The sequence below is a fragment of the Rhodococcus sp. IEGM 27 genome, assembly GCF_033142305.1.
In the GTDB taxonomy this organism is placed as follows: domain Bacteria; phylum Actinomycetota; class Actinomycetes; order Mycobacteriales; family Mycobacteriaceae; genus Rhodococcus_F; species Rhodococcus_F oxybenzonivorans.
Genome location: NZ_JAWLSG010000018.1, coordinates 1 through 26,086, shown reverse-complemented (window position 1 = coordinate 26,086; position 26,086 = coordinate 1). Strand labels below are relative to the sequence as shown.

Here is a 26,086-nt window from a genome sequence, read left to right as displayed (position 1 = left end):
TCAGCCCAGCACCCGCGACACCCAGTCGGCCGGGCGATCGATCTCGGCCAGCCGGGGCAGGGTGTCGGGGCCGGTCCAGATCACGTTGAATCGGCCCATGCCGACTTCGCCGACGACGGCGTCGACGAACGCCTTGCCCCGGACGTATTGCGCCATCTTGGCGTCCATCCCGAGCAGCGCCCGGATCAGTCGTTGCACCGGGTTGCTCTTGCGGCGACGCCGGTTGTCGAAGGCAGCGCGGATCGTGGTCACCGACGGGACCACGGCCGGCCCGACCGCGTCCATCACGTGATCGGCGTGACCCTCGAGGAGGGTGCCGAGAACCAGAAGACGGTCGAGGGCCTCGCGTTGCGGTTCGGCCTGGGTGGCGCGCAGTAGTCCGACGATTCCACCGGGGGCGCCGGACGCATCCGGGTCCGGGCGCCCGCGGTCACGCACCGCGGCCGACAGCCGTCCGACGACATCGGCCACCGACTCGTCGTCGGAGGTTCCGAGCGTGTCGACCGCATCCTGCATGTACTGCGTCAGCCAGGGCGAGGACGAGAACTGGACCCGATGGGTCACCTCGTGCAAGCACACCCACAACCGGAAGTCGCTCGGGTTCACGCGCAGTGCCCGCTCGACGGTCACCACGTTCGGTGCCACCAGCAGAAGGGTTCCGTTGTCCCCGGTGAATGGGTCGTACTGGCCGAGGATCGCCGAGGACAGGTAGGCGAGCATGGCACCGGCCTGGATACCCGCCGGCTTTCCCAGGAGGAGTCCGGGTGCGGAGTCGCCGCCGGTGAGCTGCGACATCGAGTGGGCGGCGGCATGGATCCACCCCGCCCGGTCGAGGATCTGGGCCGTCGGTACGGGCAGTCCGTCGGCCAGCCCGGTCACTTCCCGAACCGGCAGTTCCGCGCGCATGGACGCGTCGGCCAACTCCGCGACCACGGTCTCGGCCGTGTACCGCGAGGTGGCCGGACCGCTCCGCGCCAGCTTCACACCCGTCCGGGCAGCGAGTTTCCAGTCGACGACTCCACTGAACGCATTCTTGTCAGTGGCCATCACTGGCACCCGCAGGTGCGGAGAGCGGCCGCCAGTGCGTCGAGAGCGGGACGACTGACCTCCGGGGGCCGGTCGTTGGACATGAGCGCGAAGGTCAGCACCCGGCCGTTCTGGTCCACGACGTACCCGGCGAGTGCGCTCGCCGTGGACAGCGTGCCGGTTTTCGCGCGCACCCACCCGGCACCGGTGCGGTTGCCCGACGCGTAGCGGTCCGAGAGACTTCCCGTCGCTCCGGCCACGGGCAAGTAGTCGAGCATGGGCCGCAGTGCGGGCGTGCCGTCTCCCGCGGCGGCGGTCAGAACCTGGTCGAGCAGTTGGGGTGCGATGCGGTTGTCGACGGATAACCCGCTGGCGTCGTGCAGAGTGAGGCCCGACATGTCGAACCCGGCCTCGAAGAGCTTCTGGCCGATCGTGGCGACGGCTCCCGTGAACGAAGCGTCTGCGCCGGCATTCATGGCAACCTCCCGCCCGATCGCTTCGGCAAGCACATTGTCCGAGTGTTCCATCATTTGCCGCAACCGGTCACGGAGCGGCGCAGAGTCCACGGAAGCGATGGTGGCCGCACCCGGTGCCGCGACACCGGTCGTGACCGCGGACGGGCTCACCCCGAGCGCGCTTGCCAGTACTCGCCCGGCGTCCAGCGCCGGCGTGGTGGTTCGCGGCGACTCGTCCACCAGAGGATCTGCCCGCCCGCCGTCGATCATGATCGGTTCGGTGGGAGTGATGAAGCCGGCGCCGACATCAGCCGGGAACCAACCCTGCGCCATGGTCCCGCCCGTATAGATGCCGGTGTCGACCACGATGTCGGTGGCGGCGACGCCCGCCGCCCGGATCTGATCCACCAACTGGGATAGATGCGCCGCGCCGGGGTAGTAGCCGTTCTCGCCCACCGGTTTCGCGGTGATCGTGGGGTCACCCCCTGCGACGAGCACGATTTCTCCGGGCTTCGCGCCCTGAACAACTTTGGTGGTCACCCGGTGATCGGACGGCAACGACAGCAGCGCCGCCGCCGCCGTGAGCACCTTGGTGGTGGAGGCGGGCGTCATCGGCGTCTGCGGGGCGACGCTCCACAACACCTGACCGGTGACGGCATCGGCCACCGTGCCGCTGAACTTTCCGAGCGCCGGATCGGCGGACGCCGGGCCGACTGCCGCGGCGATTCCCTGCGGCGTCGGCAACGGCGCGTCGTCCGGAACGGGCCTGACCTGCGGCGCGGCGGTGATCGGCGCAGGGACCGGCGCGATCGTCAGCTCACCACGGCTCGCCGAGGCGCCTTGCGTGCTGACGGCGATCACGAGGACGGCGGCCACGGCGAGCACTGCCACGACTACCGCTGCGAGGAGTATCCGCATGTTCCGACGGTGACGTCCCGCTAACGAGCCCATCTTCTTCTTTCCCTGGCCCGGCAACGCGCCTCCGTGTTCTTCACTTGCATCTCGTGGGTGGTCAGCACACCAACCTTATCCTCGACCCGATATCCTTCCCCGGAATCATCACCGACACGACAGCGAGGAATCGGCGTGGAGTTCGACGTCACCATCGAGATCCCCAAGGGTCAGCGAAACAAGTACGAGGTCGACCACGAGACCGGTCGCGTAAAGCTGGACCGTTACCTCTACACGGCATTCGGCTACCCGGCCGATTACGGCTTCATCGAGAACACGCTCGGCGAGGACGGCGACCCGCTGGACGCGCTTGTGCTGCTTCCGGAGTCGGTGTTCCCCGGCGTGATCGTCGAGGCGCGTCCGGTCGGCATGTTCAAGATGGTCGACGAGGCCGGCGGCGACGACAAGGTGCTGTGTGTGCCCGCGGGTGACCCGCGCTGGGATCACATTCAGGACATCGGCGACGTTCCCCAGTTCGAACTGGACGCCATCAAGCACTTCTTCGTCCACTACAAGGACCTCGAGCCCGGCAAGCACGTCGAGGCCGCCGACTGGGTGGGGCTGTCCGAGGCCAAGGCCGAGGTCGAGGCGTCGTTCAAGCGTCTGAAGGACAACGGCGGGCACTGACCGATCCGGCCAACGCACGGCGCCCATCCCCCGCGGGGTGGGCGCCGTTGTCGTCTCACACCTCCGCTTCTCCCCGCGCCGCTGCCTGAAGTCCGGACTCGCTGCGGAGCGGTACTTCCTTCCACAGGACGGTGAGGACGAAGGCGACGACGGCGAGCATCGACACGCTGAGGAAGACGGATCCGATGGCGTCGGCGAATCCCTCCCGGAAGGGCAGGGCCAGCACGTCGTCGAGTTTTCCGATCACCGAACTGTCCGTGAGGACGCCGCTCACGCCGGCGTGGTCGGGGCTGAGCATTCCCTGGCCCATGGCGGCCTCGGCAGGGTCGTTGCTCTGCGCGGCCGCCGCGACGGCTCGACGGAAGTCGGGTGTGCCGGCTGCGGCGGTCACTCGCTCGCCGATGGCCGGGGTGAGGCGGGAGAAGAGGATCGACAGGAAGATCGCGACGCCGGCGGTGCCGCCGATCTGCCGGAAGAACGTGGCCGCTCCGGTCGACACCCCCATGTCCTGTGGGGGCAGCGCGTTCTGAATGGCGAGGGTGAGCGGCTGCATCAGGTTTCCGAGACCGAGTCCGAGAATCAGCATGAACACCATCACCACGGGCATCGGGGTGTCGGCGGCCAGCGTGTGCAGTAGGAACGCGCCGACCACGATCAGGGCGGTACCCAGAATCGGGAAGTACCGGTACCGGCCGGTCCGCGAAATCAATTGACCGCTGACCACCGATCCGGCCATGAGTCCGAGGACCATCGGCAGGATCTGGAACCCGGCCAGGGTGGGGCTCGAGCCTTTCACCACCTGCAGATACTGAGGTAGGAGGGTGATGCCCCCGAACATGACGGCGCCCACGACTAAACTGATCACGACGCCGAGCGCGAACGTGCTGTTGCGGAAGAAGCGCATCGGGATAAGTGCGTCGTCCTTCATCGCCAGCTCCACGAGCACGAAGGCCAGCACGCCGAGGACGCCGATGACATAGCACGCCAACGACTTCGAGCTGTCCCATCCCCAACTGCGCCCCTGTTCGGCGACCACGAGCAACGGCACGACACCCACCGCGAGAGCGATCGCACCCCACCAGTCGATCCGCCGGCTTCCGCTCGGTCGCCGCGGCAGGTGCAGCACCCGGGAGACGACGGTGAGCGCGACGAGTCCCACCGGCACGTTGACGAGGAAAACCCAACGCCAACCGTCGATTCCGAGGAGCTCGTCCTGACCGGCGAACACCCCGCCGAGGACCGGTCCGAGGACGCTGGACGTGCCGAACACGGCCAGGAAGTAGCCCTGGTACTTGGCCCGTTCACGCGGGGAGACGATGTCGCCGATGATGGTGAGCGCCAACGAGAACAGGCCGCCGGCGCCGAGTCCCTGGACCGCGCGGAAGGCGGCGAGCATGTACATCGACGTCGAGAATGTGCACAGGACCGAGCCGATCACGAACACCGTGATCGCGAACATGAAGAACGGCTTGCGGCCGTAGATGTCGGACAGTTTGCCGTAGAGCGGCGTCGCCAGGGTTGCGGTGACGAGGTACGCGGTGGTTGCCCACGCCTGCAGTGAATACCCGTCGAGGTCGTCGGCGATGGTCCGGATCGCAGTCGCCACGATCGTCTGGTCGAGCGCGGCGAGGAACATGCCGAGCATCAACCCACTGAGTACAGCCAAGATCTGCCGGTGGGTGTAGGCCACCGGCGTTTCGACCGAATTCGACACTGATTCCTCGCTGCGCTGTCGTTTACTTGTAGTCCGCAAGTATGCGAGCGCGGCGAGGTTCCGGGCAACTGATGAACTGGGCTTTACCTGCGGATAAGTGTCTGTGAACGCAACAGCCGCACCCCCGGAGGGTGCGGCTGTGTCAGCGAACGGGCTATTCGCCCCTGAATTCGGGCTCCCGCTTCTCGAAGACGGCGGTGATTGCCTCGGTCAGGTCCTGCGATGGGAGGAAGGCTGCGTTCCAGGCGGCGACGTAACGCAGGCTGTCGTTCACCGCGGCCGTGCGGGAGTGGTCGAGAACGTCCTTGATCCCGTGTACCACCAGTGGTGGGTTCGCCGCGATTTCGGCGGCGGTGGCGTGCGCCGCCGCCAGCACGGCGTCAGCGTCCTCGTACACGTCGTTGATCAATCCGATCTTCTCGGCGCGCGCCGAATCGATGTCCTTGCCGGTGAGTGCGAGTTCGCGCAAGTGTCCGTCGCCGATGATCGCGGGGAGCCTTGCGAAGCTACCCATGTCTGCGACGATCGCGACCTTCACTTCGCGGATGCTGAACCGTGCGTCGGCGCTGGCGTAGCGGATGTCGGCCGCCGAGATCAGATCGACGCCGCCGCCGATGCACCAGCCGTGAACTGCAGCGATAACCGGCTTGCGGCAGTCGGCCACCGCGTTGATGCCCGACTGCATCCGCTTGATCATGTCGTGGAAGGCCGTCCGCGGGCCGGCTTGGGCTTTGTCCGCCAGGACGGCTCCGAAGCTCCCGCTCATGGCCGGTAGGTCGAGGCCGAAGGAGAAGTGATTGCCCGAACCGGCGATGACGACGGCGCGCACCTCCGGGTCGACGTCAAGCTCACCGAAGATTTCGGGGAGTTCACTCCAGAAATCGGGACCCATCGCGTTGCCCTTCCCGGGTCCGATCAGTGTTACCCGCGCGACGCGGTCCTTGCGCTCGACGGTGAACGCATTCCAGGTCTTCGATTCGGTCATTACTCAAGAGTAACCATCGCTCCGAGGCGCGACGGTCGGTGTCCGCGAGAAGTCGAACTAACTGTATGTTGTCGTCACAGTTATCTGATCTCGGATCGGCATCACCACGAGAGGACCCCCGTGCTCGACATCGCCTGGACCCCCACCCTCGACACGCTCACCCGCAACGCGTGGCGACTGTCCTTCGGTGGTGGTATCGCGCCGGTGGAGCGCACACCCTCGACCTTGATCTCGGAAGGTCCCCATCGAGACCTCTACCGGTTCGACGGCAACTCGATCAGCGACGACCGCCCGGTGCTTCTCGTCCCCCCGTTGGCCGCACCCGCGCAGTGCTTCGACCTCCGGCCGGGACAGAGCCTGGCCGCGCACCTCGTCGACTCCGGCAAGGCGACGTACCTCCTGGACTACGGGTCGATGGGCTACGCCGACCGCGGCCTCGGGTTCGAGGACTGGATCGAAGACATCATCCCGACCGCGCTCGCGCAGGTGTCCCATTTCCACGACGAAGCTCCCGTCGACCTGATCGGATGGAGCCTCGGCGGAACCCTGTCGTTGTTGACAGCCGCTGGCCGCGGCGACCTTCCCATCGGTTCGGTCACCGCGATCGGAACACCGATCGACTACCGCGCCGTCTCGATGATCGCGCCGTTGCGGACCGTGGGCCGTTTCACCGGAGACCGGCCGCTCACCGCCGTGACCGGGATGATGGGCGGCCTTCCGGCGCCACTCGTCCAGGCGAGTTATCGATTCACCGCACTGCAGCGGGAACTCACCAAGCCATGGTTCATCGCGCGCAATCTGCACGACACGGAGACCCTCGCCCGCATGGAGTCCATCGACCGGTTCATGGCAGATATGCCGGGTTACCCCGCACGATTCTTCCAGCAGGTCTGCACGCAGTTGATCCTCGGGAACGCCCTCGTCGCAGGGAAGTTCGAGACGCGGAACGGGCCGGTGTCACTGGCGGACATCAGCGTTCCCGTGCTCGCGATCGGCGGCACCGAGGACGTCATCGCCCCCGTCGCCTCGGTGCGGGCCGCTACCGACGTGCTGACGGGATCGCCGTCGGCGCGGTACGAGTCGGCTCCCGGCAGCCACCTGGGCCTGGTGGCCGGACCGACTGCACGCACGACCACCTGGGCGCACATCGACGCGTTCCTCGACGACGCCGTTGCCCGCATCGCATAACGGGTCAGGCCCGGCCGGCACCTGCGACAGCACCAGCGAACAGCGCTGTGACGGCCGCTCCCATCGTCGTCTGATCCACCTCTTCGGGATCGACCGAGTGCTCGAGCACCAGGCCCGAGATGAGTGCCATCAGAGAAATGGCCGTGGTTCGCACGTCGAGGGTGTCTTCGACTCCCCATTCGCGGGCACGGTCACCGATCAGCTCGACGAGCCGCGACCGTAGGTGTCGTCGTTCGCGAAGGTAGGCCTGCGCGATCTGTGGGTCCCGGGCAGCGAGTACGCCGAACTCGAGCACCAGCAGCGACCACCCCGGCTCGCGCATCATCCACGAAGCGATCGCCTCGCCGCCTTTCCCGACTGCGGCCGACGGATTCAGACCCGCTATTTCGGCGAGGACGCGGCCGGCGAGTTCGAGTGAACGCTGGGCGAAGAGTTCGGCGAACAGGTCCTGTTTCGACTCGAAGTTCGAGTACACGGCACCCTTGGTAAATCCCGCGCGCCGCGCAACCTCGGTGAGACGCGCGGCGTTGAAGCCTCGTTCCGCGAACTCGTCCGCCGCCGCGTCGAGCAGTCGTTGCCGCACTACATCACGGCCGGGACGCGTCGCCGGCGTCCATTCGGTGTGACGACTGTCGTGTTGACCATGTTCGGGCACGATACCTACGGTATTGAATACCCGAGGTATCGACAAGGACGAGGATTACTGATGACCACGACCGAGACCGAACACGCCCCTTTCTCGCCACAACACCCGGACGGCCCCGCGTCCCGGTACGGCACACCGAAGGTCATGGTGGCACTCGTCCTCGGTGTTCTCGTACTGCAGCTCGGTTTCATCCTCAGCTATGTGGCCGCATTCCATCAGCCCACTCCCCGCGGTATCGAGATTGCGGTCGTGGCCGCCCCGGGACTGCCGCCCGGAGTCGACCAGCAGGTCGCCGACCGGCTCAATGGGATCGACGGACGCCCGCTCGACGCGCGCATCGTGTCCGACACGGCGCAGGCGCGGCGGCTCCTGCATGCCCGCGAGATTCAGGGCGCCTACGTGATCGAACCAGTCGGTGCGGACACGCTGATCACGGCGAGCGCCGGTGGAAGTTCTATCTCCTCCGCCCTCGAGTCGGTGTTCACACAGGTCGACAACGCGCAGGGACGGCAGTTCGCGGTTCGTGACGAGATCCCGGTGGGTGTCCACGACAATCGCGGACTGTCCGGCTTCTATCTGTCGGTCGGCTGGGTGGTCGGCGGCTATCTCCTTGCGGCAGCGATCGGGCTGTTCATCGGAGCACCTACGTCGCTGCGGCAGGCGGCGACACACGTCGGCGTTCTCTTCGGATACGCCGTGATTTCCGGCGCTCTGGGTGCACTGATCACCACGCACGTGCTGGGCACCTTCGCCGGGCACTGGTTTCCCCTCTGGCTCCTCGGTACCGGGGTCGTCTTCGGGACAGCCGTGTTCACGTTGGGACTGCGGGCGGCGATCGGAGTCCTTGCCGTGCCGCTCGCCATCGCCGTCTTCGTGATCCTCGGCAACCCGAGTGCGGGCGGTGCGTTCGGTTCCAACGTCATCCCCACCTTCTATGCGGCAATCGGGCGGTGGATCACCCCGGGTGCGGGGACGGAGGGTGTCCGCAGCATCGTTTACTTCGACGATGTGGGTGCGGGGGCGCCTGCGCTGACACTGGCGCTCTACGCCCTGCTCGGACTTGCGTTGCTCTTCGGCTTCACCGCCCGCCGGGTTTCCAGGCCGGAATAGACCACGCCCCGTGTCGATGTCGTCTCGGACGACGCGTCCACGTGTCGTTCCGGAGTTATGGCCCTACTCTTGGTTCATGCCGACGCCCCTGCACCCCCACGCCGCGCATGTCGCCGAAACTCTGATCGCGCGAGGACACCACGGGGTCATCGTCACCCAGCCGGAATCCATTCACACCGCCGACGAGGCAGCGAAGGCTTTGGGTGTGGACATCGGGGCGATCACCAAGTCGTTGGTGTTCCTTCTGGACGACGACCCGATCCTCCTCCTGGTGTCGGGGGCACACGAGGTCGACCTCGCGAACACCGGCAAACGACTGCAGGGAAACCTGACGCGGGCACCGCTCGAGATGGTGCGGATCGCCACCGGACAGCCGATCGGCGGCATCGCCCCTCTCGGGCACCCCACGAACCTGCCGACCTACGTGGACAACGCACTGGCCAAGCATTCGGAGTTGTGGGCCGCCGCCGGACACCCCGACACCGTGTTCCGCACGTCCTTCTCCGAGCTGGTGCGCATCACCGCGGGCCTCGCCATCGACGTCGACTGATTCCCACGATCGGCCACCCGCCTATAGTTGACGCCATCATGGCGAAGAACACCGATTCCGTCCGCGCCGCGGGCGGCGAGGCCGAGGCCGAACTTGCTACCGGGATCAGCGCCGAGGACTACCGCGCTGCGCTGCGGCGTCATCCGGCGGGAGTCACCATCGTGACGCTCGATTCCGAGGCCGGGCCGGTGGGGTTCACGGCCACGTCCTTTGCGTCCGTCTCCCTGAATCCTCCGTTGGTGTCGTTCAACATCGCGCATTCCTCATCCAGCATCGGCGCGCTGCATTCCGCCGATTCCCTGGTGATCCACCTGCTCGGCGAACATCAGCAGCATCTGGCGCAGCGATTCGCACGCAGCGCCGACCAACGATTCGCGGACCGGTCGCTCTGGGCTCGGCTCGACACCGGTGAGCCGGTGCTGCACGGGACCCCGAGCTGGCTCCGGGTCACCGTGGACCAGTTGATTCCGGTCGGTGATCACACGCTGGTCATCGGGCTGGTCACGCGGGTTCACGCGGAGGACGACGACGAGTCCGCCGCCGCACCCCTTCTGTATCACGAGGGGCGGTACTACCGGCCGACCCCGCTCGACAACTGACATCGCACGACGCCGTGGGCCCGGAATCCTGAGATTCCCGGCCCACGGCGTCGTATGCGACTGCGCGTCGAAACCTCAGGAAGCGAGTTCACGCTGTCGGCGCGGAAGGTCGAAACGCCGCAAGGCCTCGTCGACAGCTTCCGCGGACGTGACGAGCCCGCGCTGCTCCAACCACGGCAATGTGCCGTCGACCAGCTGCTCGAGCACCCTGGGCAGAGTCAGCGGAAGCAGGGTCACACCGTCGGCCACCCCGGCAGCCTGGATGTCGGCGATCAGCCCGGCGAGTCCCACCGGAGTCCCGACGTACTGCAGCGACTCGGGGGTTCGTGGGCTGTCCAGTGCGCTGTCGAGGAGTGCCAGCTCCTTGCGCGCGGTGCGAGCTTCCGCGGCGATGAGCACCTCGAGATCGACCAACACTGTGACGCTGTCGGGATCGCGCCCCGCGGCGAGAGTTTCGGCGCGCACCCGGGAGCGCTCCTGCTGAGCTCCCCGCAGATCGGTGGCGCGGATCCGGACCACATCGGGCGGGAAGGAGGTCAGGTCGAGCGGGTCCGCCGAATCGGCGGTGAGCTCCACCCAGTAGTCCGCACCGCTGATGGGCCGCGTGCCTGCGGCCCCGATCGCTGCCGGATGGTGACCCGATGCGGTCAGCTCGACGGCGACGCGGAGGGTACGGGAAGACAAAACGTTGCCTGAAGACATGTGGGGTTTCCTCGGAGAATGTGTGCCGATGTCAGGAGCCGAAAAGAACGGTCAGCTCGAACACATACCCGAGGCGGTTCGGCACAGATCGACGTGCCGACGGCACCAGTGAGCAATCATTGCGCTCCCAGCCTGCGATGCCATGCGCTCATAGTAGCGCGTCGTGCGAAAAACGGGTCTCCGGCACCGGATTCCACTGACCGTCGGTCTTGGCATAGCCCCAGCTGCGACGACCGGCCACCAATGCGGCGACCGCGTCCACCAGCCGATCCACATCGGCGGAGGAACTGCCGAGACCGAGGCTGACACGAACTGCTCCGTCCGGCCGACCGAGTCGCGTCAGCAGCGGATGCGCGCAGAACCTCCCGTCACGCACTCCGATTCCATGCTCGGCAGACAGGTAGGCGGCGATCTCCCCGGGCTCGTACCCGTCGATCGTGAACGTCACGATTCCCACGGTGTCCGGCGCGTCCGACCACAGCCGCAGAAATTCCACACCGTCCACGTCCGCGAGTCCGGATAGAAGTCGGGACGTCAACGCCGCTTCGTGCTCGGCTACTCGGCCGAAGTCCAACTCGGCCAGCGCGTCGCATGCCGCAGCGAGGGCTGCGGCGCCGAGGACGTTGGGAGTGCCGGCCTCGTGCCGGGCCGGAGCCGGTGCCCACTCGGTGGATTCGACGGTCACGTTGCGCACCGCCCCACCGCCGGCGAGGTACGGTTCCGCCGCATCGAGCCAGTCACGTTTTCCTACCAGCACGCCCGACCCGAAGGGTGCGTACAACTTGTGCCCGGAGAACGCCAGGTAGTCGACGCCCCATGCCTCCAGATCGATCCGCCTGTGCGGCGCGAGTTGCGCCCCATCGACGAGAATCCTTGCACCGCAACGGTGCGCGACATCCGCCAGAACCGCGATGGGCAGCACCTCACCGGTGACATTGGACGCCCCGGTGACAGCGAGAAGGGCAGTGGGCTTCGAGCACAATTCCGCCACGAGCAACCGAACGGTTTCGGCGAGGGTGTCAGCTGCCCGGACGACACGGGAGTTCTTCCAGGACAACAGATTAGCGTGGTGCTCGATGTCGAGCACCACCGTGCTGCCAGGAACGCACCCCGCCAGCAGGTTGAGGGAATCGGTGGTGTTCCGGGTGAATACCACCGCCTGGTCGTCGCAAGCTCCCACGAACTGTGCAACCGAGGCGCGCGCCTTCTCGTAGCAGGCGGTCGACACCCGGGATGCGTACCCGGCCCCGCGGTGCACGCTCGAGTACGTCGGCAGCAATGCACTGATTCGATCAGTCACCTGCGCCAGTGCGGGCGCGCTTGCCGCGTAGTCGAAGTTGACGTAGGTGCAGTCACCTCCCTGCACCAGCGGAACCCGCAGGTCGGAGCCCGAAACCGGGGCAAGGGGGGCTACGCACACATCAGCGGTCAATACAGCAGTCATCACGACATCCCTCGTACTCAGGGACTCGTCACAGGGATAGCCCTCGGAGTCCGCGCTTGCCGGGTCCGGTATGAACCTCAGCCTGGTCGTCACCCGGAGCACCCCACCGCGGTGGAGGGTTGCCGACCAGCTAGCCGGGGCTTGACGCTGGTACTCGTGACCTGATTCGAAGATTGCAGGATCGACGCGAAGTTGTCAACCCACTACCTCGGGCTCACCCCCAGAAGTGGTGCGAGCTGAGTCGCAATCGGGTTGAGGTTCAATCGATTCGGGTCCTTCTTCGGCTTGGAATCCCACGGCTGGACCGTTGCGGGATCACCGAGGACGATCCGGTTGGCGCTTCGCACGCCGGTCACGCTCCCCTGCGGCGTTTCGCAGTTCGCCGCCGTGTTCTGAGGAAAGTCCTGCTGGGTGTCGTCGAAGTCGGGATTCCGGCGCTTCATTTCCTCGAGTATCGCCTGCGTGCCCTCGTAACCGACCGTGCACGGAGGCGGGTTGTTCACCTCGCCGACCAATCCCAGGTGCACGGTGCCGTCTCCGGGGGCGATGGTGGAGGAGGCGGCGGCAATTCCCGGCAAGTATACGAACAGGGTGCGAAGGGCGTCCGCCTGAACCGAGAGCGTCTCGACGGTCATGCCGAGGTTGGTGAGGTTCCTGGTCACCGCCCCTCCGGATTCGCTGACGAGCGCGCCCACTTCATCACTGGCCGCCGTTCCGTTCTCGATCAGGGCCCGCACGTCGGGGTCGGATGCGCGCAGCTGTGCTGCGAGAGCGTCGAGGTCGGTGCTGAATTGCTCGATGGCCGAGGACTGTTCGGACTGCGTCGCCAGCACAGTCCGGCCGTCGCGCAGCAGCGCCAGTGTCTCGTCGAGCGACTCGGAGCCCGACTGCGACAGTCCCGCCAGCGCATCCGCGAGGACTTGAATGTCCTCGCCTTTACCGTTGAACGCCACCCCTAGTTCGGTCACGACCGTACGCAGCGCATCGACCGGGACCGAGTCGGCCAATTCTTTTGTTCCGGCGAGCAATTCCTCGACCGGGACGGGAGTTGCCGTGCTGCCCACTGTGATCACGGATCCATCTTCGAGAAACGGCCCACGATCGGTGTCGGGCTGGAGGTCGACGTATTGCTCGCCGATCGCCGACCTGTTGGCCACCACGGCCTTCGCGGACGCAGGGATGGCAGGCGCGCTCTTGTCGATCTTCAACTCGACATCGACACCGTCCGAGGTCAGCGACATCTCACCCACGCGGCCGACGGGAACTCCCCGGTACGTGACTTCGGCATTGCTGAAAATCCCCCCGGAATTCGCGAGCTCGACGCTGACGGTGTATTCGCCGAACCCGAGTAGATTGTCGAGACGCACATACTGGGCGCCGACGTAAACCAGACCGGCCATAGCGATGAGAATCAGCCCGGCCAGCTGCCATTTGACGAGTGCTGAGGTCATCGCTTGGCGACGCTCGCGCTCTTGTGCTGCACATGCTCGGCACGGGCTGTCTCGATAATGGCAGTCACAGGGCACTCCGGGAGGTATTTTTATCTGGGACGAGAAGTCACATATATACCTAGCCGGAAGGCTTCGGCTGTGCAAACCCCGCGTCGGGCCCTGGGCGGCCAGAGCGAGCAGCGCGCGTCGCTGCATGGCCGACCGGTGGCGAAACCCACAGGTCAGCGCGCATATTCTGCTGCGCACAGTGACTGCAATCACTACCTGGCGGAATAGTGATGTCCACTGCTTCCGGCCTGACAGGGTTCCTCACGGCACGCGGCTCACCTCATCTCCTACGAAGGGAATCGAGGAACTGCTTCATTCGCCGCCCGCCCGACATTCGCCGGAAATCGCCGGGGTGAAGAATGACCACGGGCGCCCGACAGCGAGCACCCACTGTTCACCAACTGGCTACTTGATCGTGAGATAACGAGCAGTACGCATCAACCGCCCGCTCAGAGAAGGAATCCTGGATTGTCTCTCCAGTCACCGACGGATTCGGATCGTTCGCTCCGCATACCCCAGGAATTTCTTCGCCGCGAGTTCGCACCGGCGCCGCGCACCCTCATCGACGTTCTGTACGCCACCGCAGACGAGTATCCCGACGCCGCGGCGATCGACGACGGCACGACGTCGTTGACCTACCGGGAACTGCTCGAGGAAATCGGCCGCGGCGCGGAGCAATTGGCCGAGTCCGGAGTCGGGGCAGGCGACCGGGTCGGCATCCGCATGCCTTCGGGGTCGTGCGCTCTGTATGTCACCATTTTGTCGACGCTGGCGATAGGCGCCGCGTACGTTCCCGTCGACGCGGACGATCCCGAGGAACGCGCCGCCCTCGTGTTCGGCGAGGCTCGGGTGCGCTGTGTGGTGACGGGCTCCGGCATCACGCCCGGAACCGCCTCCGAGCGGTCGGAGCTTCCGGCCACCCGCCCACCGACGGTCGACGACGACGCGTGGATCATCTTCACCTCCGGATCCACCGGCACACCGAAGGGCGTCGCGGTCAGCCATCGGAATGCCGCGGCATTCGTGGATGCCGAGGCACGAATGTTCCTGCAGGACGATCCCATCGGGCCCGGCGACCGAGTACTCGCCGGACTGTCGGTGGCTTTCGACGCGTCCTGTGAGGAGATGTGGCTGGCGTGGCGACACGGAGCCTGCCTGGTTCCCGCACCGCGATCGCTCGTGCGCAGCGGTATGGACCTCGGTCCTTGGCTGGTTGCCCGAGACGTCAGCATCGTGTCGACGGTGCCGACGCTTGCATCGCTGTGGCCGGCGGAGGCGCTCGAGGCCGTCCGTCTCCTCATCTTCGGAGGCGAGGCATGCCCACCCGAACTTGCGGAGCGCCTGGCCGTCGACGGACGAGAAGTCTGGAACACATACGGGCCCACCGAGGCCACGGTCGTCGCGTGCGGTGCGCTGATGGACGGACGGAGCCCTGTCAGCATCGGCCTTCCCTTGGACGGATGGGATCTCGCGGTAGTCGACGGCTCCGGGGAGCCGGTGTCCGAGGGCGAGGTGGGCGAACTTGTGATCGGTGGTGTCGGTCTGGCCCGCTATCTCGACCCTGCGAAGGATGCGGAGAAGTACGCGCCCATGCCGACCCTCGGATGGGATCGCGCCTATCGCAGCGGTGATCTCGTCCGTCTGGATCGGCGCGGACTGCTGTTCCAGGGACGCGCCGACGATCAGGTGAAACTCGGTGGCCGGCGTATCGAACTGGGCGAGGTCGACAATGCCCTGCAGAATCTGCCGGGAGTCGGCGGTGCGGCCGCGGCCGTACGCAGGACCGGCGCCGGTCACCAGATTCTCGTCGGCTATCTCGCCAGCACGGATCCCGACTTCGATCTGAAAGCAGCCCACGCGACGCTCTCGGAGCAGTTACCGGCCGCGCTGGTGCCCCGGCTGGTTCTGGTCGGCGAGCTTCCCACTCGCACGTCCGGCAAAGTAGACCGAAATGCACTGCCCTGGCCGCCGCCCGGGATCGACGACGTGGCGGAGGACCTGGGACTCGACGGCACATCGGCGTGGGTCGCGGAGCTGTGGACGTCGATTCTCGGCGCGCAGATTACCGGCCCTGCCGACGACTTCTTCGAGCTGGGCGGCGGTTCCCTCGCGGCCGCCCAGCTGGTCACTGCGCTACGCGAGCGGTTCCCCGAGGTCACCGTGGCGCAACTCTACGACCATCCGCGGCTCGGCTCGCTGGCGGAGTATCTCGACGAACTCGCACCCATCGATGCCGCAGAACCCCGTCTCGTCACCCCCACTCCGCGTCGCAGCCAACTGCTGCAGATCGCGGCCACCGTTCCGCTCACTACCCTCACCGGTCTGCAGTGGGTCACCTGGCTTGCCATCGCCAACAACGTCTTCGCGTACGTCGCGGACGCGTCGTGGGCACCCACCGTGTCGTGGTGGTGGGTCCTGGCCGCATTCGTCGTGTTCATCAGCCCGGTGGGCCGGATGGCGATCTCGGTGATCGGCTCGCGGATCCTTCTCCGGACGCTCGAGCCAGGGACTTATCCCCGCGGGGGCAGTGAACACCTCCGGCTGTGGGTGGCGCTGAGACTCACCGAGGCCAGCGGCGCGGCCAACCTGTCGGGCGCACCGTGGATGCTCTATTACGCCCGGGCCTTGGGCGCCACCGTCGGGAAGGGCGTCGACCTGCACACACTTCCGCCCGTCACCGGCATGCTCGAACTCGGTGACGGCTGTTCGGTCGAGCCGGAAGTGGATCTGTCCGGTCACTGGGTGGACGGTGACCTCGTGCACATCGGCGAGATCAAGATCGGTCCCGGGGCCACCGTCGGTGCCCGGTCCACGTTGCTGCCCGGCGCCCGCATCGGACGAGGCGCGGAGGTCGAGGCCGGTTCGGCGGTGTTCGGACGGGTCAAGGCGGGTCAGCACTGGGCGGGTTCACCCGCCGTCAAGGTCGGCAAGGCCGCCCACCCGTGGCCCGAAGAAACCCCGCGACGCGCGTCGTACTGGGTGCCCGTGTTCGGGGTCACGTCGATGCTGATCGCCGGCCTCCCGATCTTTGCCCTCCTGTCCGGCATCGCCCTGATCGGCTGGCGGATCCGCGATGCCGGGACGATCGGATCCGCCGTACTGCAGTCGCTGATCGTTCTCCCGATCGCCACTGTTCTCAGCCTTGCGGTGTTCGCCGTTCTCACCGTGATCGCCGTTCGGCTGTTGTCGATCCGGTTGCGAGAGGGGTACCACCCGGTCCGCAGTCGCACCGGATGGCAGGTGTGGGCCACCGAGCGGCTCATGGACTCAGCCCGGACGTTCCTGTTTCCCTTGTACGCGAGCCTGTTGACACCCGGCTGGCTGCGATTGCTGGGCGCCCGGATCGGCAAGAACGTCGAAGCCTCGACAGTGCTGCTGCTGCCGAAGTTCACGACGGTCGCGGACGGCGCGTTCCTGGCCGACGACACGATGGTCGCGAGTTACGAGCTCGGCGGCGGTTGGATGCACATCGAGGACGCAAAAATCGGCAAGCGGGCGTTCCTCGGCAACTCCGGAATGACCGGCCCGGGACGACGGGTGCCGAAGAACGGGCTCGTCGCGGTGCTGTCGGCGGCGCCCTCCAAGGCCAAGTCCGGTTCTTCTTGGCTGGGGAGCCCACCCGTCCGCCTGCGCAGGGCCCCGGGTGACACCGACGCCGCACGCACTTTCCATCCGCCGTTCCGGCTGAAGGTCGCCCGGGCGATCGTGGAGACGTGCCGTTTGATCCCGGTGATGGTGACGTTCGGAATTGGGCTCGGGGTGCTGTTCACACTCGAGGTGATGGCCGACCTGATCGGCTTCTCGCTGGCCGCCCTGGCCAGCGGCGTGGTCCTCCTCGGCGCCGGCGCCGTGGCCGGATCGATATCCGTAGCGGCCAAGTGGCTGGTGGTGGGGCGCATCGGAAAGGTCGAGCATCCCCTGTGGAGTTCATTCGTCTGGCGTAACGAGGTGTCGGACGCGTTCGTCGAGACCGTCGCCGCACCGTGGTTCGCGCGCGCCGCCACGGGCACCGCCGTACTCAACGTGTGGCTGCGCGGCCTCGGCGCGACCATCGGCAAGGGGGTGTGGTGTGAAACCTATTGGCTCCCGGAAGCCGATCTGGTGACCCTCGGCGACGGCGCCACCGTGGAACGGGGGTGCGTCGTGCAGACTCACCTGTTCCATGATCGGATCATGTCCATGGACACCGTCACGTTGGGAGCCGGCGCCACCCTCGGCCCGCACTGTGTCGCGCTGCCCGCCGCCGGAATCGGTGCAGGCGCCACGGTCGGACCTGCGTCACTGGTCATGCGCGGCGACACCGTACCGCCCTCCACCAGGTGGCAGGGCAACCCCATCGCACCGTGGGCGGCGACGTGAAGCCCGGTAAAGGGCTCGACGAACCCCTCGACCCGTATCTCCCTCAGAATGGCAACCGAGGCTATCGGGTGTCACGGTACGAACTCGACCTCACCTACAAGGTCCACAGCAACCGGCTTACCGGGAAGGCCACGATCACCGCTGTCACCACCGAGGCGCGGTCCCGGTTCGCGCTCGACCTGGCGTCCGACCTCCATGTCACCAAGGTCGCTGCCAACGGCGCACGGAACACCAAATGGGTTCATCGGAACGGCAAGCTCGTCGTCACCCCCGCGCAGAAGATCCCGGCGGGCGGTGCACTGGTGTTCACGGTGCAATACGGCGGTTCCCCGAAGCCGATCCGCAGCATGTGGGGCGAGGTCGGCTGGGAGGAACTGACCGAGGGCAGTCTCGTCGCCAGTCAGCCGAATGGCGCTGCATCCTGGTTTCCGTGTGACGATCACCCGAGCTCGAAGGCCAGCTACCGCATGTCCATCACCACCGATTCGCCGTACTACACGGTGGCCAACGGTGCGTTGGTGAGCAAGCAGACCCGGGCCAGCCAGACCACGTGGGTGTACGAGCAGGCCGAGCCGATGTCGAGCTATCTGGCCACGGTTCAGATCGGCCCGTACGAGCGACGACGAGTGAATTCGGGGGGCGTCAAGATCTTCGCCGTGCACCCGCCGCGACTTCGCTCGTCGTTCGATGTCGATTTCGGACGCCAACCCGAAATGATGGATGTCTTCGGCAGACTGTTCGGCCCGTACCCGTTTGCCGATTACACGGTCGTCGTCACCGACGACGACCTGGAGATTCCGGTCGAGGCGCAGGGACTGTCGATTTTCGGCGCCAACCACTGCACGGGCAGCCGCGCCTTCGAACGATTGGTGGCCCACGAGCTCGCCCACCAGTGGTTCGGTAACAGCCTCACGTTGCGTCAATGGCGGGACATCTGGCTGCACGAAGGATTCGCCTGTTACGCCGAATGGCTCTGGTCGGAGAATTCCGGCGGACCCGCAGCGCATCAACTCGCGTTACAGGCCCATCAGGGTCTGTCCCGGAAACCGCAGGATCTGGTGGTCGCGGATCCTGGGCCGCAGTTGATGTTCGACGACCGCATCTACAAGCGCGGCGCAGTCACTCTCCACGCACTGCGACTTCGGCTGGGTGACGAACGGTTCTTCGCATTGCTGCAGCAGTGGACCCGGTCGCACAGCCACTCCAGCGTCAGCGCGGAACAGTTCACCGATCTCGCCGCGCGGTACACCGATGAGTCGCTACGAACCCTCTGGGACACCTGGCTGGGCGAAAAGGCGCTGCCTCCTCTCTGAGAGACGCCGACGCTCATGCACCGTCTCGCCACACGACGGCGGAGACGCGCTTGGCGACGTCCGTCATCTGCGGGCCGGACTTCACCCCGTTGAGCGCCCCGAATTCGACCGTTTCGGTGTCGAAGATGCCGGCAAAGGCGTAGACGTCGTAGGTCCCGTTCGGGGCGTCTGCCGACACGGCGTAACTGATCGGCTCTTCGTATACCTCCCCGGGAGCCAGGTCGACGTCGATCGGCCCGAAGATCGGATCACTGATCCCGCCGTCCGGCGACGTCACGCTTGCCCATACCTGCCCCGCATAGGGCTGATCCTCGGGTGCCGCCACCACCATCGTCGCCGCGATGGTTCCCCCGTTCTCGGGCAGGGTCGTCGAGTCGTCCGCGGTCAGCGACACCCGCACCGGAAGGTCGGTGTCGGGTAGCTGGGGTCGTGTCGAGGAAGGCGAGCCGTCGCCGACGTCGGGCCAGTCGTCTGCCCAGACGATCCGGTCGATCATTCCTTCGCGGCGCTGAGCTCCGCTGGGCAGTGTGACGTCGTCGCGCGGAATGGCGTGGTAGACGATCCAATCGTTCCCGGCGTCGTCCGTCACCACGGTGTTGTGTCCAGGTCCGGCCCACGGGTCGCTGCCCGCGAGGATGAGCGCGCCGCCCCCCTCGTTGAGGTCCTGCCCCTTGCGGTCGAGGTAGGGCCCGGTCAGCGATCTGGACCTGCCGACCACCACGCGGTACGCGGTGTCCCCGCCGTTGCAGCAGTTCCCGGCGGACAGAAACAGGTGGTAGTAGCCGTTGCGGAAAGTGATGAAGGGGCCTTCGAACCGGTCGTCCGCGATCTGCACCGGCTCGCCCACCGGCGCCGCACCGTCCCCGTCCAGCGGGATTGCGTAGATGCCGCGGAAGTTGCCGACGACCATCGTCTTCGACGTTCCGTCGTCCCACACGAACGGGTCGATCGTGCCCTCGATGCCCACGTCCTGCGCACAGAACACCGGGCGACCAAGATCGGTCCACGGCCCGGTCGGACCCGGAGCCGTCGCGAGTCCGATACACGGATTCGACTCGTCGTAGAGCGAGTAGTAGAGGCTATACCCGCCGCCCGATTCCAGGACGTGCGGGGCCCAGGCAAGTTTTCCCTCCGGATGCCACTCGGGCAGGTTCGGGAACACGTCGCCCACATACATCCAGTCCATGAGATCGAAGGACTTGAACATCGACATGTTGTGCATGCCCTGGCCGTCGCCCCAGTCGTCCGCGGTGGTGTACATGTAGTACATACCGTCGGCCGCACGGACCACGCTGGGGTCTGCAGCAACGGGCTCCACGACGGGGTTCGCCGCCACCGGGGACGCGGGCACCATCAAAGCGAGCAGAGACAGAGTCGTCACGATCCATCCCCGTCGCGGCAGTCTTCGCCGTCCCATGGGGGGCCGCACGCATGACTCCGCCTCGACGCCATCAGATTTCTGCACGTTGCTCCCTACCGTGGACCCCAGCCGAGCGGAATGTGGCAAATGTATACGGCTGAGGCTCAGGTTAAGAGTTGAGTTCTCCGATGCGTCGAACCGAAACCAAACTGTGCCCTTCCGCGTGCGCCCGACCGACCGATTCGGTGGCGCACGCTGTTACGAGCTTTCGCGGGCAGAGGGCAGATGCGAGCGCCAGTGGACGACGGCGAGGAGGAGACATCCCGCGGCCGCGATGGCGCCGAAAGCAAACATTCGCGGGTAGGTCACCGCGGCGAAGTTCTCGGAGAAAAATGCCATTGCCGCAGGCATCGCGAAGCCCAGATAGGTGAGCGAGTAGAACACCGCGGTCAGGCCGGCCAGATCGTCCGGTCCGGCAATGCGCTGAATTTCCTGCAGCCCGGACACCAAGGCCATGCCGTATCCGCAACCCAGCACCACCGCAGCGACGAGTGCGAGCGGAACGGTCAACGCGGAAGACGCGGCCGCTGCCATCCCCATCCCAGCCATGACGAAGACGAGGGCAACGACGACTGCTCGCGTATTGCGAGGCGTATCGATCTTGCGGCCCAGCGCCTGGATCGCGAAGCCGGATCCTAAGCCCACCATGCACATCAGTGCCGAGAACGCGAGGGGCACCCCACCGCCGTGCTGGGACATGAGCGCCGGAAGTACCGCATACGCGGCGGCCGCAGTCCCGAATACCCAGGGCGCGAGGGGTGCGATGACGAGAAGGAAACGCCGGTGTGCCGCCGAGGGAATCGCCAGATCCCGAGCGAGCGACACCCGGTCGGAGAGCGGTTGAGCTGCACGGGTTTCCGGCGCACGCAACAATGCGATGGCCGCGGTGATCGCAATTCCGCTGTGGACGAGGTACGACAGGACACTGGGCAGTGGAGCCCATTGCGCAAGGACGCCGGCGACCCCGGCGCCCAGACCGAACCCACCGGTGAGGCTCATCGCGGCCCGTCTGGCACCGGCTCCTTCCGTCGCGGTGGGATCCCACGGCGCGGTCGACAGCTCCTTCACCCAGCTTCCCCCCACTGCCATTCCGAGCCCGAGCGCGACGCCGCACAGGATTCGGCCTGCGATGAGCATGGCCGCGGAGTCCGCGCCGAGTGCGAGCAGTACCGAACCTGCCACCGTCAGCACCGGGGCGGGCAGCAGAATCGGACGCCTGCCGAGCCGGTCGGACAGGGGTCCGCCCAGGAGGAGGGCGGGAACGATCCCGAGAACGTAGGCGAACAAGAAGAGGTCGACGGTCACCGGCGAGAAACCGTGGTCGGCGCGGTACATGCCCAGGAGCGGCGTGAATTCGTTGCCTCCCCACGCGACCGCGAACATCGTCGCGGCGACCTGCAACCACGCCCGCGTGGACACCACGGTGTCGGGCAGTGCGGCTTGCGACTCGCGCACGGAGGTCATCGAGCCACTCCCCTCGGATTCAGAGCGTGAACTCGGCGCATGTGGTCGAGCACCGCTGCCTCGAACCCGTCCGCGTCACCGTCGTTCACCAGGTCGGTCAGCTGCTCGTGCTCCGCGAGAATCCTCGGCAGTTGCCCTGGGTCGCGGGTGATCGAGTGGGCGGTCATCCGGCGCTGCCTCTCCCGAAGGCTCGAATAGAACGTCGCGAGCAGTGGATTCTCCGCGGCATCGACGATCAGGCGATGAAAGTCGGCATCCGACGCACTGAAGGCAGCCACATCGCCTCTTGCGGCGATCTGCCGCTGTTCCTCGAGATTGGCGCGCAGCCGGGCGACGAGCACCTCACGTGCGTGCGGCCGCTCCGCCAGGATCCGAACGGCGTGTGTCTCGACGAGCTGTCGCGCGTCGACGATGTGCTCGGCTTCCCCCTCTGCCACCGCGACGACGAGAGCGCCCCGCTTCGGATACAACCGCATCCATCCCTCGGCCTCGAGACGAAGAAAGGCCTCGCGGACGGGTGTGCGACTGAGACCCACGCGCTCCGCGATCTCGCCTTCGCTGATCAACTCACCACCGGGCAACCCACCCGACAGGATGAGCTCCTTCACCTCGCGGTAAACCTGCTCCGCTGCCGAATACAACATAGACACAAGATGTATTTATACGCTCTCGCTGCCAGAGCGAGGCATCGGACCCCGGCTCAGTCGGCCAACACAGCCTTGAGGAACGTCTTGGTTCGGTCGTGTTTCGGTGCGGAGAACATGGTTACCGGATCCCCCTCTTCCACGATGCGGCCGGCGTCGAACATCATCACCCTGTTCGATACGTCGCGTGCGAATTGCATCTCATGTGTGACGATGAGCATCGTGATGTCCGTGGTGAGGGCCACGTTCCTCAATACGTCCAGCACGTCCGCCACCAACTCCGGATCAAGGGCCGACGTCACCTCGTCGAGCAGCAGGATGTCGGGATCCATCGCCAGCGCTCGGGCGATCGCAACCCGCTGCTGTTGGCCACCGGACAGCTGCGTCGGATGCGCTGTCTCCTTGTCCGACAGCCCTACTGTGTCGAGCAGTTCACGGGCGCGCTTCACTGCCGCCGACTTGTCGAGCCCGAGGACGTGGATGGGTGCCTCGGTAATGTTCTCGATCACGTTCATGTTGGGGAACAGGTTGAATTGCTGAAAAACCATTCCGATTCGACGCCGTATGCGACGAACGTACTTCTCCGACGCCGGGACGAGTTTGCCTCCCCGCTCCTCGTGGGTGAGGCGCTCTCCGTCGACCCAGATGATCCCGTCATTCACCTTTTCGAGGGTCATGAGCAATCGCAGAATCGTCGTCTTACCCGAACCACTCGGGCCGATCAACGTGACCCGGTCGCCACGCTCCACCTGGAAGTCGAGGTGATCGAGCACGACGTGGTCGCCGAACCGCTTCACGACGTCGTCGAACCTGATCATCGGGGTGCCTGAGTTCGCTTTATGCGGCAAGACGCTTCTCCAATCGCCGTATGAGCAGGGAGGTCGGGTAACTGGCGATCAGGAAGATCACACCGGCGAGGGTCAACGGCTCGAGGTACTGAAAATGCCGGGCCCCGAATTGCTGGGCCGCCGTCACCATTTCGATCACCGTGATCGCGAACAGCAACGGGGTGTCCTTGAACATCGACACGGCATAGTTCCCGAGAGCCGGAACTACCCGGCGGATTGCCTGCGGCAGGATGATCGCCCGCCACGTACGGGCCGGTGCGATGGACAGCGCTCTCGCTGCCTCCCACTGGCCGACGGGTACCGCCTCGATCCCTGCCCGATACACCTCCGCCATGTAGGTCGAGTAGTGGATGCCGAGGACCACTACCCCGATCTGCAAGGGTGACAGAGTCGTAAACGTGTAAAAGACGAACAGCAGCTGCACGACGAGGGGTGTGAGACGGATGAATTCGCTCACCGCCCGCACCGGCATTGCGATCCAGCGCGGAGCGGCCTGCCGGATCAGCGCGATGACCAGGCCGAGCGCCACGGATATGAGGAAGCCCAATACGGTTGCGACGAGGGTGATCTTGAATCCGTCGAGCAACACGGGTAGCGCCTCGAACGCGCGATCCCAACTCCACTGGACGCTCATTTTTCAGCAGCCTCCAGTCCGCGCGGGTCCGAGGGCGCCAGCGAGAAGATCTCCCGCAAGGAGGGACCGGTACCCAGTCTGTTCTTCGCCCGAACCTCGAGCGCATTCATCAACAGCGTCAGCACGTAGCCGATGACGAAGTAGATGACGAGCCCGACCCCGAACGCAAAGAGCGTGTTGCCCGTCGTACGCCGAAGTTGATCTATCTCGAATGTCAGGTCCTGCAGCAGGATGTAACTGGCCAAGGCAGTGCCCTTGAGCAGTTGGATCAGAAGATTCGTCAGGGGAGGGATCATCTCGGCCCAGGCCTGTGGAAACACCACCCGACGAAGCCTCTGCCAGTGCGTGAAATCCAACGCCGTGGCAGCTTCCCATTGCGACTGCGGTACCGAATTGATCGCTCCCCGCACGACTTCCGCTCCGTAGGCGCCATAGTTGAGGCCCAGGGCGAGTATCCCGCACAGTACGGGGTCGATGAGATATCCGAACAGCGGGACCACGTAGAAAAGCCAGAACAACTGCACTAGCAGTGACGTGCCGCGGAAGAATTCGATGAAAACGCGCGCCGAACCTCTGACGATTACCTGGTGTGAACGAGCCGCCAACCCGAGCACCACTGCAAGCACGAAAGCAAGGAGAGCACCGCCCGCAGTGAGTTCGAGGGTGATGATGATTCCCTCCTGGATGCCCGGCCAGGCATCGAAGAGGGCATCGAAATCCTCCTTCACAACAGAGTCCCGTCCGACTCAGCCCTGCCCTTCGCACAGCTTCGCCGTGGTCAGTTGCGGATCGGGAAGCTCTGCCTCGGTGAATCCGAAGGAACCGACGATCGAGAGGTACTTGTCCTTGTCCGCCGTGATCTTTGCCAGTTCGGCGTTGTAGGCGTCCCTCAGCTCGGTGTCTTCCTTACGGAAGACGGTGCCGCCGGCGCCTACCTGGGGGACCCCGTTGATTTCTGCGACGAAGGAATCAGTCACCTCCACAGGCACTTGCGGGTTGTTCTGCGCCAGCCAGTTCAGCGAGATTCCCGTCAGTGCGAAGACGTCGGCGCGGCCGTTCGCAATGGCATCCATGCCATCCTGCGGCGACGCCACCTGTGTGGCCTCGATGCCGAGGTCCTGTGCGTAGTCGGACTCGATTGCGCCGGTCATGGCGGCCATGCGGACGCCGCTGTCTTTGACCGACTGCATGTCGGTGAGCTTCGCCGGATTGCCCTTGGGCACCATCAGCGCTGTCGTGTAGTTGAATTCGGGCTCGCTGAACGCTGCTTGTTCGCAGCGCTGCGGAAGGATGGACATTCCGGCACTGACAACGTCGAATCGGCGCGCCTGCAGTCCTGGAATGAGGGCTCCGAAGTCCGTGCTGACGCCTTCGACATTGTCTATTCCGAGGTTCTTGAAAATCTCCCGGTGCAGGGCCACGGTGGCGCCTGTCAGCTTCCCGTCCTGCTCGAAGCTGTACGGGGCCTCGCCGGCGAATCCCACGGTTACCGTTCCCTCGGAACGGAGCTGCTCCAGCAGTGAATCGCCGCTGCTCGAGTCGGTCTTCGTGCACCCTGCGACCGAGCCCGCTGCTACGACGAGTCCCGCCATTGCAACAGCGGCTCGGACCGTAGGACGTCGTTTCGAGTTGGTGCTGCTCACCACGGATTCCCTTCGTTGCCTGAGGTGATCCGGCCGGGCGCACCACGTGGCACGATCCGACCCGGATCTGCCCGGGTCACGTTACGCAGGCGAACGAGTCACCGCGCGCTAAACGACGGAATTGGCCGCGGCGCGATGAACGTCGGCGAAAGGATTTTGTTGTGGAATGCCGGAAGCCCCCCAACAGGTGTTGGGGGGCTTCCGGTAACGGATGTTCGGCGGTGTCCTACTCTCCCACACCCTGTCGAGTGCAGTACCATCGGCG

General features: G+C 65.8%; 22 protein-coding genes and 1 riboswitch. Of the genes, 7 read left to right on the top strand and 15 right to left on the bottom strand.

Features of this window, described 5'->3' with window-relative positions; all coding sequences use genetic code 11:
- Together R4P95_RS31480 and dacB are read right to left on the bottom strand one after the other, a co-directional pair.
- The gene (locus R4P95_RS31480) at positions 1-1,047 is read right to left on the bottom strand and encodes a zinc-dependent metalloprotease (protein WP_213574354.1); all 1,047 of its coding nucleotides are present in this window, start codon (positions 1,045-1,047) and stop codon (positions 1-3) included.
- The gene (gene dacB / locus R4P95_RS31475; RefSeq protein WP_317747719.1) at positions 1,047-2,432 is read right to left on the bottom strand and encodes a D-alanyl-D-alanine carboxypeptidase/D-alanyl-D-alanine-endopeptidase; all 1,386 of its coding nucleotides are present in this window, start codon (positions 2,430-2,432) and stop codon (positions 1,047-1,049) included. Before dacB ends, R4P95_RS31480 begins: the two co-directional genes overlap by 1 nt.
- 135 nt (positions 2,433-2,567) lie before the next feature.
- Between dacB and R4P95_RS31470 the strand changes: the two genes are divergently transcribed.
- The gene (locus tag R4P95_RS31470; RefSeq protein ID WP_159919013.1) at positions 2,568-3,059 is read left to right on the top strand and encodes an inorganic diphosphatase; all 492 of its coding nucleotides are present in this window, start codon (positions 2,568-2,570) and stop codon (positions 3,057-3,059) included.
- A 55-nt stretch (positions 3,060-3,114) separates the two neighbouring features.
- Here the strand turns inward: R4P95_RS31470 and R4P95_RS31465 are convergent, their stop codons facing one another.
- Complete coding sequence (locus tag R4P95_RS31465) at positions 3,115-4,812, bottom strand: MDR family MFS transporter (protein ID WP_317747718.1); 1,698 nt, start codon at positions 4,810-4,812, stop codon at positions 3,115-3,117.
- Between the two features lie 115 nt (positions 4,813-4,927).
- On the bottom strand, positions 4,928-5,758 hold the full coding sequence (locus R4P95_RS31460; RefSeq protein WP_213574360.1) for a crotonase/enoyl-CoA hydratase family protein: 831 nt from the start codon (positions 5,756-5,758) through the stop codon (positions 4,928-4,930).
- 120 nt (positions 5,759-5,878) lie between these two features.
- Between R4P95_RS31460 and R4P95_RS31455 the strand changes: the two genes are divergently transcribed.
- Positions 5,879-6,946, top strand: coding sequence for an alpha/beta fold hydrolase (locus tag R4P95_RS31455; RefSeq protein ID WP_213574362.1), 1,068 nt, complete (start codon positions 5,879-5,881; stop codon positions 6,944-6,946).
- Between the two features lie 4 nt (positions 6,947-6,950).
- Here the strand turns inward: R4P95_RS31455 and R4P95_RS31450 are convergent, their stop codons facing one another.
- Positions 6,951-7,529: a TetR/AcrR family transcriptional regulator gene (locus tag R4P95_RS31450; protein ID WP_213578363.1), complete on the bottom strand. Its 579-nt coding sequence runs from the start codon at positions 7,527-7,529 to the stop codon at positions 6,951-6,953.
- 123 nt (positions 7,530-7,652) lie between these two features.
- On the opposite strand from R4P95_RS31450, the gene R4P95_RS31445 reads away from it, so the two are divergent.
- The 3 genes from R4P95_RS31445 to R4P95_RS31435 all read left to right on the top strand — a co-directional run bounded on the left by R4P95_RS31445 (position 7,653) and on the right by R4P95_RS31435 (position 9,851).
- Positions 7,653-8,702: a hypothetical protein gene (locus R4P95_RS31445; RefSeq protein ID WP_213574364.1), complete on the top strand. Its 1,050-nt coding sequence runs from the start codon at positions 7,653-7,655 to the stop codon at positions 8,700-8,702.
- 76 nt (positions 8,703-8,778) lie between these two features.
- The gene (locus R4P95_RS31440) at positions 8,779-9,252 is read left to right on the top strand and encodes a YbaK/EbsC family protein (RefSeq protein ID WP_159919008.1); all 474 of its coding nucleotides are present in this window, start codon (positions 8,779-8,781) and stop codon (positions 9,250-9,252) included.
- A 38-nt stretch (positions 9,253-9,290) separates the two neighbouring features.
- The gene (locus R4P95_RS31435; protein ID WP_109326417.1) at positions 9,291-9,851 is read left to right on the top strand and encodes a flavin reductase family protein; all 561 of its coding nucleotides are present in this window, start codon (positions 9,291-9,293) and stop codon (positions 9,849-9,851) included.
- Between the two features lie 75 nt (positions 9,852-9,926).
- Here R4P95_RS31435 and R4P95_RS31430 read toward each other — a convergent pair whose 3' ends face one another.
- From R4P95_RS31430 to R4P95_RS31420, 3 genes are all read right to left on the bottom strand, one after another.
- Positions 9,927-10,553 (bottom strand): hypothetical protein, encoded by a 627-nt coding sequence (locus tag R4P95_RS31430; RefSeq protein WP_213574366.1) that lies wholly within the window; start codon positions 10,551-10,553, stop codon positions 9,927-9,929.
- A 148-nt stretch (positions 10,554-10,701) separates the two neighbouring features.
- Complete coding sequence (locus R4P95_RS31425) at positions 10,702-11,997, bottom strand: aminotransferase class V-fold PLP-dependent enzyme (protein ID WP_317747717.1); 1,296 nt, start codon at positions 11,995-11,997, stop codon at positions 10,702-10,704.
- A gap of 47 nt (positions 11,998-12,044) precedes the next feature.
- A riboswitch (SAM riboswitch) is annotated at positions 12,045-12,159 on the bottom strand.
- A 41-nt stretch (positions 12,160-12,200) separates the two neighbouring features.
- Positions 12,201-13,448 carry an MCE family protein gene (locus R4P95_RS31420; RefSeq protein WP_317747716.1) on the bottom strand — a complete coding sequence of 416 codons (1,248 nt, stop codon included), beginning with the start codon at positions 13,446-13,448 and terminating at the stop codon, positions 12,201-12,203.
- Between the two features lie 516 nt (positions 13,449-13,964).
- Here R4P95_RS31420 and R4P95_RS31415 point away from each other — a divergent pair.
- Entirely contained in the window at positions 13,965-17,855 is a 3,891-nt protein-coding gene (locus R4P95_RS31415) for a Pls/PosA family non-ribosomal peptide synthetase (protein ID WP_317747715.1), read from the top strand.
- The gene (locus tag R4P95_RS31410; RefSeq protein ID WP_213574373.1) at positions 17,852-19,168 is read left to right on the top strand and encodes a M1 family metallopeptidase; all 1,317 of its coding nucleotides are present in this window, start codon (positions 17,852-17,854) and stop codon (positions 19,166-19,168) included. The genes R4P95_RS31415 and R4P95_RS31410 overlap by 4 nt, the downstream gene beginning before the upstream one ends.
- A gap of 13 nt (positions 19,169-19,181) precedes the next feature.
- Here R4P95_RS31410 and R4P95_RS31405 read toward each other — a convergent pair whose 3' ends face one another.
- From R4P95_RS31405 to ehuB, 7 genes are all read right to left on the bottom strand, one after another.
- Positions 19,182-20,585, bottom strand: coding sequence for a family 43 glycosylhydrolase (locus R4P95_RS31405; RefSeq protein WP_213578364.1), 1,404 nt, complete (start codon positions 20,583-20,585; stop codon positions 19,182-19,184).
- 201 nt (positions 20,586-20,786) lie between these two features.
- On the bottom strand, positions 20,787-22,052 hold the full coding sequence (locus R4P95_RS31400; protein ID WP_213574375.1) for an MFS transporter: 1,266 nt from the start codon (positions 22,050-22,052) through the stop codon (positions 20,787-20,789).
- Positions 22,049-22,696 (bottom strand): GntR family transcriptional regulator, encoded by a 648-nt coding sequence (locus R4P95_RS31395; protein ID WP_213574377.1) that lies wholly within the window; start codon positions 22,694-22,696, stop codon positions 22,049-22,051. The genes R4P95_RS31400 and R4P95_RS31395 overlap by 4 nt, the downstream gene beginning before the upstream one ends.
- Positions 22,697-22,752: 56 nt before the next feature.
- Positions 22,753-23,514, bottom strand: a complete 762-nt coding sequence (gene ehuA / locus R4P95_RS31390) for an ectoine/hydroxyectoine ABC transporter ATP-binding protein EhuA (RefSeq protein ID WP_213574379.1) — start codon at positions 23,512-23,514, stop codon at positions 22,753-22,755.
- A gap of 19 nt (positions 23,515-23,533) precedes the next feature.
- Positions 23,534-24,178: an ectoine/hydroxyectoine ABC transporter permease subunit EhuD gene (gene ehuD, locus R4P95_RS31385; protein ID WP_317747714.1), complete on the bottom strand. Its 645-nt coding sequence runs from the start codon at positions 24,176-24,178 to the stop codon at positions 23,534-23,536.
- Positions 24,175-24,906: an ectoine/hydroxyectoine ABC transporter permease subunit EhuC gene (gene ehuC / locus R4P95_RS31380; protein ID WP_109326398.1), complete on the bottom strand. Its 732-nt coding sequence runs from the start codon at positions 24,904-24,906 to the stop codon at positions 24,175-24,177. Before ehuC ends, ehuD begins: the two co-directional genes overlap by 4 nt.
- An 18-nt stretch (positions 24,907-24,924) precedes the next feature.
- Positions 24,925-25,770 carry an ectoine/hydroxyectoine ABC transporter substrate-binding protein EhuB gene (gene ehuB / locus R4P95_RS31375; RefSeq protein ID WP_213578366.1) on the bottom strand — a complete coding sequence of 282 codons (846 nt, stop codon included), beginning with the start codon at positions 25,768-25,770 and terminating at the stop codon, positions 24,925-24,927.
- Between the last annotated feature and the right edge of the window lie 316 nt (positions 25,771-26,086).

Coding starts and splice junctions, on each gene's coding strand:
- R4P95_RS31480 (WP_213574354.1), bottom strand. CDS start 1,047: ATGGCCACTGACAAGAATGCGTTCAGTGGAGTCGTCGACTGGAAACTC.
- dacB (WP_317747719.1), bottom strand. CDS start 2,432: ATGGGCTCGTTAGCGGGACGTCACCGTCGGAACATGCGGATACTCCTC.
- R4P95_RS31460 (WP_213574360.1), bottom strand. CDS start 5,758: ATGACCGAATCGAAGACCTGGAATGCGTTCACCGTCGAGCGCAAGGAC.
- R4P95_RS31445 (WP_213574364.1), top strand. CDS start 7,653: ATGACCACGACCGAGACCGAACACGCCCCTTTCTCGCCACAACACCCG.
- R4P95_RS31440 (WP_159919008.1), top strand. CDS start 8,779: ATGCCGACGCCCCTGCACCCCCACGCCGCGCATGTCGCCGAAACTCTG.
- R4P95_RS31435 (WP_109326417.1), top strand. CDS start 9,291: ATGGCGAAGAACACCGATTCCGTCCGCGCCGCGGGCGGCGAGGCCGAG.
- R4P95_RS31430 (WP_213574366.1), bottom strand. CDS start 10,553: ATGTCTTCAGGCAACGTTTTGTCTTCCCGTACCCTCCGCGTCGCCGTC.
- R4P95_RS31425 (WP_317747717.1), bottom strand. CDS start 11,997: ATGACTGCTGTATTGACCGCTGATGTGTGCGTAGCCCCCCTTGCCCCG.
- R4P95_RS31420 (WP_317747716.1), bottom strand. CDS start 13,448: ATGACCTCAGCACTCGTCAAATGGCAGCTGGCCGGGCTGATTCTCATC.
- R4P95_RS31405 (WP_213578364.1), bottom strand. CDS start 20,585: ATGGGACGGCGAAGACTGCCGCGACGGGGATGGATCGTGACGACTCTG.
- R4P95_RS31400 (WP_213574375.1), bottom strand. CDS start 22,052: ATGACCTCCGTGCGCGAGTCGCAAGCCGCACTGCCCGACACCGTGGTG.
- R4P95_RS31395 (WP_213574377.1), bottom strand. CDS start 22,696: ATGTTGTATTCGGCAGCGGAGCAGGTTTACCGCGAGGTGAAGGAGCTC.
- ehuA (WP_213574379.1), bottom strand. CDS start 23,514: ATGATCAGGTTCGACGACGTCGTGAAGCGGTTCGGCGACCACGTCGTG.
- ehuD (WP_317747714.1), bottom strand. CDS start 24,178: ATGAGCGTCCAGTGGAGTTGGGATCGCGCGTTCGAGGCGCTACCCGTG.
- ehuB (WP_213578366.1), bottom strand. CDS start 25,770: ATGGCGGGACTCGTCGTAGCAGCGGGCTCGGTCGCAGGGTGCACGAAG.